The sequence below is a fragment of the Mesorhizobium sp. L103C131B0 genome, assembly GCF_000502275.1.
In the GTDB taxonomy this organism is placed as follows: Bacteria; Pseudomonadota; Alphaproteobacteria; order Rhizobiales; family Rhizobiaceae; genus Mesorhizobium.
In genome coordinates this window covers 758362-770252 of sequence record NZ_AYXC01000002.1, presented here as the reverse complement: position 1 = coordinate 770252, position 11891 = coordinate 758362, and the positions used below count along the sequence as shown (strand labels likewise).

Below are 11891 nucleotides of genomic sequence, written 5' to 3'. Positions count from 1 at the left end.
TAGGCTTCGTCACGCCGCCTGCGCTACCCGCTCCGACATCATGCGGTAGGAAATCGCCTCGGCCAGGTGGATGCGGCCGACGGCCTCGCTGGCGTCGAGGTCGGCCAGTGTGCGCGCCACTTTAAGCACGCGGTGATAGGCGCGCGCAGAAAAGCCGAGTTTCTCGCTGGCGTCTTTCAGCAGCGACAGGCCGGCTGCGTCCGGCGCGGCGATGTCCTCGATGACAGAAGGCGAGCAATGGGCGTTGGTGGTGGCGCTGGTGACGCCCAGCCGCTCGAACCGCTCGCGCTGGATGGTGCGGGCGCGCGCCACGCGCTGGGCGACCGCCGCGCTCTTCTCCGCCCGGTCGGGCCGGATCAGGTCGGCGGCCGAGACAGCCGGTACCTCGATCCTGAGGTCGATGCGGTCGAGCAGCGGGCCTGAGATGCGCGCCTGGTAGTCGGTGCGGCAGCGTTCGCCGCGCAGGCAGCGATAGCCGGGCTCGCCGGCCATGCCGCAACGGCACGGGTTCATCGCCGCTACCAGCTGGATGCGCGCTGGATAGGTGACGCGGTGGTTGGCGCGCGCGATCATGCAGTCGCCGGTCTCCAGCGGCTGGCGCAGCGCATCCAAGGTCTGCGGCGTGAATTCGGGAAACTCGTCCAGGAACAGGACGCCGTTATGGGCAAGCGATACTTCGCCCGGCCGCGCCCTGATGCCGCCGCCGACCATTGCCGCCATCGAAGCCGAATGGTGCGGGGCGCGGAACGGCCGCCGGTCGGTGAGCTTGCCTTCGCCGAGCTCGCCGGCCACCGAGGCGATCATCGAGACTTCAAGAAGTTCCTTGGGCGCCAGTGGTGGCAGAATTGAAGGCAGCCTCTGCGCCAGCATCGATTTTCCCGAGCCGGGAGGCCCGACCATCAACAGATTGTGGCCGCCGGCCGCCGCCACTTCCAGCGCCCGCTTGGCGCTTTCCTGGCCCTTGATGTCGCAGAGGTCGGGCAGGTCGCGGGCCGAGACATGGATGCCGGGCTCGGGCCGCGACAGCACCTGCGTGCCGCGAAAATGATTGGCGATGGCAATCAGGCTGCGCGGCGCCAATATGTCGAAATCCTTGCCCGCCCAGGCCGCTTCCGGCCCGCAGCCGAACGGGCAGATCAGGCCCTTTCCCTCGGCATTGGCGCCGATCGCCGCCGGCAGCGCGCCGGCGACCGCGGCAATGGTGCCGTCGAGCGACAATTCTCCGAGCACGACATAGGAGGCCAGCATGTCGCCCGGAATGGCGCCGAGTGCAGCCATCAGGCCGAGCGCGATCGGCAGGTCGTAATGGCTCCCTTCCTTGGGAAGATCGGCAGGCGCCAGGTTGACCGTCACCTTCTTCGACGGCATCGACAGCCCCGACGCATGCAGTGCCGCCTGCACGCGCTCGCGGCTTTCGGCCACCGCCTTGTCGGCCAGCCCGACGATCTGCATGCCGACCTTGCCCGGCGCGATCATCACCTGGACATCGACCGGTACGGCCTCGATGCCCTGGAAAGCAACCGTGCGAACCCGCGCCACCATCTTGCTCTGCCCCCGGATATCGGCTCGCCTCGGCCTTGTGGTTCAGACCGCGAGCGACGTCAGGACAAGACAACCATAGATTTCAGGCCAAGGCAAGAACATTACAGGAACATGCATTCGTGGTGGCTGCAGCGCGCTGTGCCGGTTGCAAAAACGGAAGATGGTCAAGCAAAATGGAACGGCTGCTCCGCCTCCTCGACCGCGTTTAACAAGGGCGACTAGGCCCTTCGGCGATCTGAGGGTGTTGCTTCTAAGCGGTGATGAAGGCATCGACCGAACCTGAAAGCGATCGATCGATCGCGACCTGCGGTGGAAGCCACTCCATGACAGGATATCTGAAAGGCCAAGGCAGGGCGATCCGGCGCGAAGAGCCGCTCTCCAGAAAAATCTCGTTTACAAGGTCTATGAACCGCCCGCGGTCTCGTTCGATTCGTTTCAAAGTTTGCGAACGAATGTAATCCCGGGGAATTCGTCGCTCCTTCAGCGCTAAGACAGCCTCCGCGATGGATCGAGGATCGGGTGGAACTGTGAGCGAATAGTCGTCATCCAGATAAAGGTCTCGGCCGCCATGGTTCGGCGTCGTGACCACTGGAAGGCCCGCGAGAAGATATTCCGTGCTGGCGAACATTGGTCCTTCCAGGTGAGAGAGACAGATTCCCACGGCTGCACGATTCAGATGCGTGTTCACCTGAGCCGGTGCCAATCGGACCGGCTTGCCGGTGCCGTCAAACTCGTTGATAAAGACGTGATGCGGCGCGAGCTCCCTATGCCGATTTATTCGCGCTCTTTCCGACTCCGTCGTGGAGGACCCGCTTGAATCTCGATAGAAGACAAATGCGCAACGCTGGATGCCAAGCGACAAGTCATGGCGCTTCCACGGAGCCAGTTGCGCATTGTAGATTGCATCAAATTCTACAGGGACGTCATTGAGGGGCCTGAATATGTGTTCGGAGGTTGTTGACGTCTTGTTGTGCAGGACGGCGGCCTCGCCGGACTGATTCAACAGATCAGCCTCGGCCTGAGTGTTGGATAGGAAGATTAGCGAGTGACGGGGGTTCTTGAGTCTATGCAGAACGGCATAGGTCCGGATGGTTTTGACGCTAGCACTGTTTTCGATGGACCAGGTTGGCGAGATGAGAAACCAGGCGCGGTGGCCGCGTGGAAGGAAAGGCATATGACTTGCTAATCCGAGCGGCGTACCGGACATTCCCGAATAGGATATTAACGGATCGTCAGACAGCAAACTGGCCTGAAGAGCAGGTTGCGACTTCGCGGAAGGGTGCCCTTTTCTGAGTTTGTGGCCATGACGCAGCATGGCTCTGACAATCTCGAATTTGGTAGGAGGGCGATACCCGTGCTGTAGGGTCAACATGCGGGAATTGCGATCTTGAGTGCGGAGAAAAACTCGCTTCGATAGAGAGAAATTTGGCAAAGAAACACCGCCAGTTGATCGACGGAATATCTCAGGCGATCAAATCTGGTGTACGGAGAAGCGCCTCTTGAAAGAAAACATCGTCCCAAGCGGAGCTGGTTCTCACATCGCGCTACCAACCGTATCCGTTTGCGTAGGCTGTTTCAATCAAGAGGCATTCATCGACACTGCGATCCGATCCGTAGCGGCGCAGACATACACTGCGTTCGAATGCGTGGTGGTCGATGATTTTTCGACCGACGGTTCCCGCCGAAGGATTGAAGAGTGTCTGTCCCAGCTTGGCGACAGTCGTTTCCGCTTTCTGCCCCGACTGCAAAATGGCGGGCAGTTGACAGCAATGATGACCGGGCTTGACGCGACAGCCGGGCCCCTGATCTCCTTTCTTGACGGTGACGATGCTTGGCATCCTGACTTCATAGAATGCCATGTGAGAGCCCATCTCAGCCACACCCGTATCGCGGCGATGTCGAGCTCCGATGAGGTGGTGATAGATACGGCCGGCAAACTGCTTGCGGGCGGTCATCCCGTATTCCACCTGAATGACCCGCGATCGATGCCGAAAATGAGCGGCTACCTGCATGTCGACACCGAAGCTGACCCGACATTATTATTTATTGATCGGGGCACCGTGGGTTGGTTTTGGTCAACCACATCGGGGATGATGTTTCGTCGAGCTCCGCTTGAAATCATGCGTCCATCCGATCCGGACGAAATAAAGATATGTGCCGATGGTTATATGGCTCGTGCCGCCCATATGATCGGCGGAACCGTGAGGATTGGGCGGGCTCTTGGCAGTTATCGGCTTCACGGCGGCAATGGCTGGGCGGACGGGCGCATCCTGGGTACCGGAGTTGGCCTCGGCAGGATGTCGCCTGATACTGAAATAGCGATACGGCGGGCACTGGCCAATCGTTGGTGCGAAGTGGCGCCGGGACTGGAGCATTTAATCTCCCGCCACTCAATGCGCAGGACCTTGGTCGACCTGATCGGACTGTCTGCGGCTTTCGCATTGCTGGAAAAGAACTCCGATGCGGGTTTTCTGCTGAAAGACTGGGCAACACCACAGCGAAAATTGCAGACCAGACTTATCGGTCTCCTTCCTCCGAAACTGAGGCCTCGGCGCTTCCGGGACATAGTTTGATTTGATGAGCCGCTTGCTCGGCAGTCTTACCCGATAAAGAGCATCCTTCGATGCTTCTCTGGACCCACCAAAGTCCTCCGTAGCAACGCACACTACGCGGCCGAATTGCGCCGCATTTCCTCCACCGCGTCCCAGAACAGGCTGGCGATATCCGCGCCGCCAAAGCGTTGCACTTCGCGCACGCCGGTTGGCGAGGTCACGTTGATCTCGGTCATGTAGTCGCCGATCACGTCGATGCCGACCAGGATGAAGCCGCGCTCTTTCAGCGACGGGCCGATGCGGGCGCAAATCTCGCGTTCGCGCTCCGTCAGCTCAGTCTTTTCGGCGCGGCCGCCGACATGCATGTTGGAGCGAGAATCGTGGTCGGCCGGCACGCGGTTGATGGCGCCGACCGCCTCGCCGTCGATCAGGATGATGCGCTTGTCGCCCTTGCGCACATCCTTCAGATAGCGCTGGACGATATACGGCTCGCGTGACAGCTGGGCGAACATTTCGAGCAGTGAGGCGAGGTTGCGATCGTCTTCCTTGAGATGGAAGATGCCGGCGCCGCCATTTCCGTAGAGCGGCTTGACGATGATGTCGCCGAACTCCTTGCGGAAGGCGGCGACCTCCTGGGGATCCTTGGTGATCAGCGTTTCCGGCATCAGATCGGGGAATTCGGTGACGAAGATCTTTTCCGGGCTGTTGCGCACCCAGGCCGGGTCGTTGACGACCAATGTCTTCGGGTGAATGCGCTCCAGAATATGCGTGGTGGTGATGTAATTCATGTCGAAGGGCGGATCCTGGCGCAGCAGGATCACATCCATCTCCGACAGGTCGGTGCGCACCTTGTCGCCCAGCGTATAATGATTGCCCTTCTCGTCGCGGAGCTTCATCTCTTCGATGCGGGCAAACACCTTGCCGCCCAGCATCGACAGCCGGTCGGGCGTGTAGTGGAACAATTGGTGGCCGCGCCGCTGCGCCTCCAGCGACAGCGCAAAGGACGTGTCGCCGGCGATCGAGACGGTGGAGACATGGTCCATCTGGACGGCGATCTTCAGGGGCATCTTCCGGTCTCCAGCAGGCTCTGTCGCCGATATACGGAACTTGGCGGCTTCTGCCAATCGCGCTTGCTTGGCCCAGACCTTTAACGGTCGAAGACCAGCCGGGAGTAACCGAGGAACGACAGCGCCATGGCGACCGGCGAGGCGACGGCAAGTGCCGCCAGCGGCGGCAGCGCCGGCAGCGCAAACAGGATGGCGCAGTAGACGAGATAGTTGACGATGCTGGTGGCGATGCCGACGCCGCCATAGCGCGCGCCCTCCTGCGCCACGCCGCGGCTCGACGGCGAAAAGGTCAGGTGCCGGTTGATCTGCCAGGTGACGCACAGCGCAAAGCCGATCGACAGGACACGGGCGACGAAGGGACCGAGCGGCGTCAGCGCCAAGAGCAGCCAGAGCGCCGCGGCATCGGCGACGAAACCAACGCCGCCTGCCAGGACGAAGCGGGCGAGCCGGCTCACGGCTCAGGCGGCCCGGGGCGTCTTGCCCGGTTCGGCCTTCGGGATTTCACCAGTGCGTTCGCGCCGTTCGACCCGGCCTGACGGCACCGAGAGATAAAAAATGCGCTTCTGCTCGGCGCGTCCGCGCGATACCGAATCGAGGATCAATCCGGTCACCATCGCAAGCATCGAGAGCAGCAGCAGGCCGACCGACAGCACCCAGGTCGGCATGCGCGGCACGAGGCCGGTCTGGGCGAATTCGATCAGCACCGGCGTCATCAGGGCAAGGCTCGACGCCAGGAAGAAAATCGCGAAGGCGCCGAAGAAGCGCAGCGGCTGCGTTTCCTTCATCAGCATGGCGAACATCCACAGGATCCTGGCGCCGTCGCGATAGGTCGACAGCTTCGACGACGATCCCTCAGGCCGGCGGCCATAATCGAGCGCGATCTCGCTCACCGGCAGTTTGAGCTGCGAGGCATGCACCGACATTTCGGTCTCGATCTCGAAGCCGCCGGAAACCGCGGGAAAGCTCTTGACGAAACGCCTCGAGAAGACGCGGTAGCCGGAGAAGATGTCGGTGAAGTCGGCGCCGAACAGCCGCTTGTAGAGGCTATTGAAGATGCGGTTGCCGAAGGCATGGCCGGAACGGCCGGCATCGTCGGTGACGCCGCGCCTGGTGCCTACCACCATGTCGCAGCGCTCGGTCTGCAGGATGTTGATCAGCAGCGAGGCATCTTCCGGCGCATAGGTGCCGTCGCCATCGGCCATCAGATAGATGTCCGCATCGATGTCGGCGAACATGCGCCGCACGACATTGCCCTTGCCCTGGCGCGGCTCGCGGACGACGATGGCGCCCGCTGCGCGCGCCTTGAGCGCGGTCAAATCCCTGGAATTGTTGTCATAGACATAGATCTCGGCCGACGGCAGCGTCTCGCGAAAGCGCCGCACCACCTCGGCGATGGTCAGTTCCTCATTGTAACAAGGCAGGAGCACGGCAATGGCCGGCTCATGGCGGACTTCGTGCGGCATTTCCGTCTCCCGACGCCCGGCGGAGCCTCCGGCCGCGCTCATATGCGGCCTCGCTCAGGCGACTTTACTATTTATTGAAGCTGTTAAGGCTAGGTTTAAGGCCGCAGTCTTTCCGACGAAGGTCATGATGATGAACGCAGCCAAGGCGGGTGCTTCCTCCTGGAAGTCCGATATGACGCTGGCGCTGCTTGCCATGCTGGTGGTGCTGGCCGTCAATGCCGCCACGGGCTTTCGCGAATTGAGCAATGCCGGCGGCGACAATGACAGCCTGCTGCGGCTGGTCGAGGTTCGCGACATGCTGGCCGGCCAGGGCTGGTTCGACCTGCATCAGTACAGGATGGGGCCGGAAGGCGGTTTCGTCATGCACTGGTCGCGGCTGGTCGACGCACCGCTCGCCGCCATCATCCTCGCCGCCTCGGCGCTGACCGGCAGCATGGCCATGGCCGAAGCGATCGCACAGGTGCTGTGGCCGTCGCTGCTGTTTTGCCTGGCGGTGTTTTTTACAGCCCGTGCGGCACGAAGCTTCGCCGGCGTCGGCGCCGTGCTGCCCGCTATCGTCATCGGCGCGGCGGCGCTGCATTTCATCGGCATTTTCTTGCCGGGTGCGCTCGATCATCACAATGTCCAGCTGACGCTGACCATGGCCAGCCTCAGCCTGCTGCTCGAGGCGCCGGCGCGTCGCTGGGCGGCGCTGATTTCCGGGCTGTGTGCGGCCCTGACGCTGGCCGTCGGCATGGAAACCGCGCCCTATGTCGCCACCATCGGCGCCTGCATCGCTTTGCTGTTCGTCGTCGATCCCGGCGGCGAACACCGGATCGCCAGGGATTTCGGTCTCGGCTTTGCCGGCGTTTCAGCCCTCGTCTTCGTCAGCACCATCCCGCCATCGGCCTGGGGCCAGGCGCAGTGCGATGCCTTCTCGGCCGTGCAATTCGTCGTCGCGGCAATCGCCGGACTGGGCCTTGCCGCCGTGACGTCGCTCAAGGTGTCCAACGGCACGGCCGGACGCCGCCTGATTTCGCTCGGCCTGCTCGCGCTTGTGCTGGGCGCCGTTGTCGCGGCGCTGTTTCCGCAATGCCTTGCGGCTCCCTACGCAAATCTCGATCCGCGCCTCAAGGAATTGTGGCTCGATCACATCGACGAGGCGCAGTCGCTGTTCAGTATTGCCGCCAGCGAGCCGGCCTCGCTGGCGGCGCGCTATGTCACGCCGCTGGTGGCGATCGCGCTGATGGCGCTTCGCCTGCGTGGGCCATGGCGCCGCCAGGACAGCCTCGTCGGCGCCTTGCTGGTCGGCGCCTTCATCGTCAGCGCCTGGCAGGTCCGCGGCTCGACATTCTCGATCGCCTTTGCCGTCATCCCGCTGTCGGCCTGGATCGCAAGCTGGCGCGAACGGGCGAGGATCAGCCCTGCGCGCAGCGTATCGCTGCGCATGGCGGCGGTCTGGGTGGTGTCGGTGAATGCCGTCTGGGCCGGTGCTGCCGCCGCGACGTCGAGCGTATTCGAGGCCAACAAGGTCTCGGTCGAGGCACAGGACACCGACAGCGATCCGTCCTGCGAGCGCAAGGCCTCCTTCGCGGCGTTGGCCCGGCTGCCGCACACCACGGTGCTTGCCATCTCCAATCTCGGCTCGCCCATCCTGGCCTATTCCGGGCACCGCGTCTTTGCCGGCCCCTATCATCGCAACATCGCCGGCGACCTGCTTGCGCTCGATGCCTTCCTCGGATCGGCGGACCAGGCGAGGACGATCGCGGCGGCTCACCACGTCGGCCTGATGGCGCTCTGCCGCGGCAGCGCCGAAAGCAAGATGCTTGCCGCCAAGGCGCCGCAAGGCTTCCTGGCCAGGCTGATGCAGGGAAGCGTCCCCGATTGGCTCGAACCGGTGGCCGAAACGCGCGGAACCCCGGTCGAACTCTACCGCGTCCGCTAAAGCATCATTCGCCAGCGAAAAATCGATTTCGCGATACGCTTCCTAAACGCTTTGCTGCCAGTCTCAGCCTAAATTTCGGGCGTCACAAACAGGGATACCGATGCAAACGACGTTTGGCACCGGGCAGGCAAGCAGGGAAAACTCGGATCTGGCGTTCACCGATGCGCTGACCGGGCTCGGCAACCATCGCCGCTTCTTCGACAAGGTCGATCGCCTGATCAGCGACCGTGCAGACGATCCCGCGCCGTTCACGGTCGGCATTCTCGACCTCGACGGCTTCAAGCCGATCAACGATCTGTTCGGCCACAAGGCCGGCGACGACATATTGATCCAGGTGGCGATGCGGCTGCGCGCCTCGATGGACAGCCACTCTACTGTCTGCCGCATCGGCGCCGACGAATTCGCCTTCCTCTACCCGATGGTGTTCTCGGAGGAGGCGGCGGCCGAGAAGTCGCGCATGATGATCGAAATCCTGTCGGCGCCCTACGATGTCGGCGAACGCACCGCCAGGCTTTCGGCCTCGGTCGGCTGCTCGCTCTTTTATTCCGGCGACGAAACCACGGAAATCCTCGTCAACAAGGCCGAAACGGCGCTCTACCACGCCAAGCGTTCGGGCCGTGGCCGCGTCGTCGTCTACACCCGCGAAATGGAAGAGGCGGCCAAGCGCGTCACCCGCATCGAACAGGCGCTGCGCCGCGCCGTCTCGGCCGGTGAGGTCGAGCCGCATTTCCAGCCCATCGTCGATCTGACCACCCGCCGCACCATCGGCTTCGAGACGCTGGCGCGCTGGACCGATCGCGACCTCGGCGTCGTCCCGCCGACCGTGTTCATCCCCATCGCCGAAGAGCGCGGCATCATCGGCCCGCTATCGCAGCTGGTGCTGCGCAAGGCGACCGAAGCGGCGCGCAGCTGGCCGAAGGACCTGTTCCTGTCCTTCAACCTGTCGCCCTCGCAGCTCGTCGACCAGAACACTGGCCTGCACATATTGTCGATCCTCGACCGCACCGGCTTCGATCCGCGACGGCTGGAGATCGAGATCACCGAAACCGGCCTGATGAACGATCCGGCCTCGGCCGAGAAGATCGTCGAGGACCTGCGTCGCGTCGGCATCCGCGTCTCGCTCGACGATTTCGGCACCGGCCAGTCCTCGCTCGGCCGCTTGCGCGAATTCCATTTCGACAAGCTCAAGATCGACCGCGCCTTCGTCTCCTCGATCCTCGACGACCGACCGTCGGAACACATCATCCGCGCCATTCTGGCCATGTGTGAAGGGCTCGGCATGGATGTCGTCGCCGAAGGCATCGAGGAGGAGGCGCAGGCCGACCGCCTCGTCCAGTTCGGCTGCGCCGGCGGCCAGGGCTATCTCTTCGGCAAACCGGTCGACGCCGACGCCACGCTCGGCTACCTCCGCGATTCCTATCGCGGCGCCCTCTACGCCAAGGCAGTCTGACCGGCGGTCTGGCCTGCGTCGAGCAAGTCAGCGGCGCGAGCCAAGATCGACTGTGGCCGCCATCTTGCGGCCTTTTGTCTGACATAAGCCAATCAAATCGCCGTTTTCGCCCTTGCTCCCCGGACTTGGCTGGATAGGATGCGCGCCGACCGGACCGGGAGATGAAGATATGATGCCATCGGCCGATTTTGCCGACCTCAGGGGAGCCTCGGTGCTGATCACCGGCGGCGGTTCCGGAATTGGTGCGGCACTGACCGAGGGCTTCGTTCGCCAGGGCGCCCATGTCGCCTTCATCGACATCGCCGATGGCCCAAGCACGCTGCTTGCCGACCGCGTCGAAAAAGAACTTGGCCGGCGACCGCTCTACCTCAAGACCGATTTGCGCGACGTCGAGGCGTTGCGCGCTTCGGCCGCCAAAGCGGCTGAGGCACATGGCGACGTCACCGTGCTGGTCAACAATGCCGCCTGGGACGAACGCCACGACGTCGCTGACGTTACCGTCGAGTTCTGGGACAACAATCTCGCCGTCAATCTGCGCCCGCATTTCTTCACCGCACAGGCGGTCGCGCCGGGCATGAAGCGGGCCGGCGGCGGTTCGATCATCAACTTCACCTCAACCTCCTATCTCATCAACCACCCCGATATGCCGGCCTACACCGCCGCCAAGGCCGGCATACTCGGCCTCACCAAAGGTCTCGCGGGCAAGCTTGGGGTCGACGGCATCCGCGTCAATGCGATTGCGCCGGGCTGGGTGATCACCGAGCGGCAGCGGGAACTCTGGGTCACCGAGGAGAAGCTCGCCGCCCATGTCGCCAAGCAATGCATCAAGCAGGTCATGCAGCCCGACGACATCGTCGGCACAGTGCTGTTCCTGGCCTCCGACGCCGCGCGTATGCTGACGGCGCAGATGTTGATCGTCGACGGGGGTTTCCTGTGAGTCCGGTGAATCAAAATCCGGCAAAAGGCACGCCGGCAGTCGCCGCCGTCGACTGGGGCACGACCCGCATGCGGGTCTGGCTGGTCGACGGGGCGGGCGGGGTGCTTGCCGAGCGTCGCGGCGATGATGGGTTGATCACCGCGCAGCAAAAAGGCTTTTCGACCATCCTCGAGGGCCATCTGGCGGCGCTCGGCGCACCTGACACACTGCCGGTCATCATCTGCGGCATGGCCGGCTCGCGCCAGGGTTGGCTGGAAGCGCCTTACGTCACCGTGCCGGCGCCGCTCAGTGCCATTCTCGCGGGGGCCGCCCGCATTCCCGGCCAGCGCCGCGACATCCGCATCGTGCCTGGCCTGGCGCAGCGCCTGGAAGATGCGCCGGACGTAATGCGCGGCGAGGAAACCCAGCTTGCCGGCGCCGGTTTGCCGGCAAAAGGTCGCCATCTCGTCTGCATGCCCGGCACCCATTCGAAATGGGTTCTGGTCGCAGACGGCGCGGTCGACGGCTTCTGCACCTGGCCGACCGGCGAGCTGTTTTCGGTGCTGGCCACTCACTCTATCCTGCGCCATTCGCTGGGCGAGAGCCCGAAGCCGGTCACTCCGGACAATCCGTTGTTCCGGGAATGGTGCCGCAAGGCTTTGGCGGAGGGCGGCGATGTCACCTCGCGGCTGTTCTCGATCCGCGCCGCCGGCCTGCTGCAGAACCTCAAGGCCGACGATGCCGCCGCTTGCCTGTCCGGCCTGCTGATCGGCGGCGAGATCGCCTCGGCGGGCCGCCGCTATGGCGAAAGCACCACCGCAATCGTGCTGGTTGCGTCCGGCTCGCTAGCAGCCCTCTACCGCCAGGCGCTAGACCTTGCAGGGCTTGCCGTCAGGACGGTCGACGCCGACGAGGCGGTGCGTGCCGGCCTTATCGAGGCAGCGCGGGAAAATGGCATGATCGCCAAATGACTCACC

Annotated in this window: 10 protein-coding genes; 5 read left to right on the top strand and 5 right to left on the bottom strand. The window is 63.4% G+C overall.

Annotated elements, in window-relative coordinates:
* Positions 1 to 9 precede the first annotated feature (9 nt).
* The gene (locus X730_RS157610; RefSeq protein WP_023825821.1) at positions 10 to 1542 is read right to left on the bottom strand and encodes a YifB family Mg chelatase-like AAA ATPase; all 1533 of its coding nucleotides are present in this window, start codon (positions 1540 to 1542) and stop codon (positions 10 to 12) included.
* Positions 1543 to 1792: 250 nt separating this feature from the next.
* Entirely contained in the window at positions 1793 to 2857 is a 1065-nt protein-coding gene (locus X730_RS157615; RefSeq protein ID WP_155922411.1) for a glycosyltransferase, read from the bottom strand.
* Positions 2858 to 3041: 184 nt separating this feature from the next.
* Between X730_RS157615 and X730_RS1000000165190 the strand changes: the two genes are divergently transcribed.
* A complete protein-coding gene (locus X730_RS1000000165190; protein WP_196814800.1) occupies positions 3042 to 4115 on the top strand; it encodes a glycosyltransferase family 2 protein in 1074 nt (357 codons plus the stop codon).
* A gap of 92 nt (positions 4116 to 4207) precedes the next feature.
* Here the strand turns inward: X730_RS1000000165190 and gshB are convergent, their stop codons facing one another.
* From gshB to X730_RS157630, 3 genes are all read right to left on the bottom strand, one after another.
* Positions 4208 to 5161, bottom strand: a complete 954-nt coding sequence (gene gshB, locus X730_RS157620; protein WP_023687497.1) for a glutathione synthase — start codon at positions 5159 to 5161, stop codon at positions 4208 to 4210.
* Between the two features lie 80 nt (positions 5162 to 5241).
* Positions 5242 to 5616: a GtrA family protein gene (locus tag X730_RS157625; RefSeq protein WP_023710381.1), complete on the bottom strand. Its 375-nt coding sequence runs from the start codon at positions 5614 to 5616 to the stop codon at positions 5242 to 5244.
* A gap of 3 nt (positions 5617 to 5619) precedes the next feature.
* Positions 5620 to 6624, bottom strand: coding sequence for a glycosyltransferase (locus tag X730_RS157630; protein WP_023710382.1), 1005 nt, complete (start codon positions 6622 to 6624; stop codon positions 5620 to 5622).
* A 124-nt stretch (positions 6625 to 6748) separates the two neighbouring features.
* On the opposite strand from X730_RS157630, the gene X730_RS157635 reads away from it, so the two are divergent.
* The 4 genes from X730_RS157635 (at position 6749) to X730_RS157650 (ending at position 11885) form a co-directional block, all read left to right on the top strand.
* Positions 6749 to 8548 (top strand): hypothetical protein, encoded by a 1800-nt coding sequence (locus tag X730_RS157635; protein ID WP_023703818.1) that lies wholly within the window; start codon positions 6749 to 6751, stop codon positions 8546 to 8548.
* Positions 8549 to 8648: 100 nt separating this feature from the next.
* Positions 8649 to 9998, top strand: coding sequence for an EAL domain-containing protein (locus X730_RS157640; protein ID WP_023681311.1), 1350 nt, complete (start codon positions 8649 to 8651; stop codon positions 9996 to 9998).
* Positions 9999 to 10167: 169 nt separating this feature from the next.
* Complete coding sequence (locus X730_RS157645) at positions 10168 to 10935, top strand: SDR family oxidoreductase (protein ID WP_023703817.1); 768 nt, start codon at positions 10168 to 10170, stop codon at positions 10933 to 10935.
* Positions 10936 to 10940: 5 nt separating this feature from the next.
* Complete coding sequence (locus tag X730_RS157650; protein WP_023825818.1) at positions 10941 to 11885, top strand: 2-dehydro-3-deoxygalactonokinase; 945 nt, start codon at positions 10941 to 10943, stop codon at positions 11883 to 11885.
* The last annotated feature ends 6 nt before the right edge of the window (positions 11886 to 11891 follow it).

Coding starts and splice junctions, on each gene's coding strand:
- X730_RS157610 (WP_023825821.1), bottom strand. CDS start 1,542: ATGGTGGCGCGGGTTCGCACGGTTGCTTTCCAGGGCATCGAGGCCGTA.
- X730_RS157615 (WP_155922411.1), bottom strand. CDS start 2,857: ATGCTGCGTCATGGCCACAAACTCAGAAAAGGGCACCCTTCCGCGAAG.
- gshB (WP_023687497.1), bottom strand. CDS start 5,161: ATGCCCCTGAAGATCGCCGTCCAGATGGACCATGTCTCCACCGTCTCG.
- X730_RS157630 (WP_023710382.1), bottom strand. CDS start 6,624: ATGCCGCACGAAGTCCGCCATGAGCCGGCCATTGCCGTGCTCCTGCCT.
- X730_RS157635 (WP_023703818.1), top strand. CDS start 6,749: ATGATGATGAACGCAGCCAAGGCGGGTGCTTCCTCCTGGAAGTCCGAT.
- X730_RS157640 (WP_023681311.1), top strand. CDS start 8,649: ATGCAAACGACGTTTGGCACCGGGCAGGCAAGCAGGGAAAACTCGGAT.
- X730_RS157645 (WP_023703817.1), top strand. CDS start 10,168: ATGATGCCATCGGCCGATTTTGCCGACCTCAGGGGAGCCTCGGTGCTG.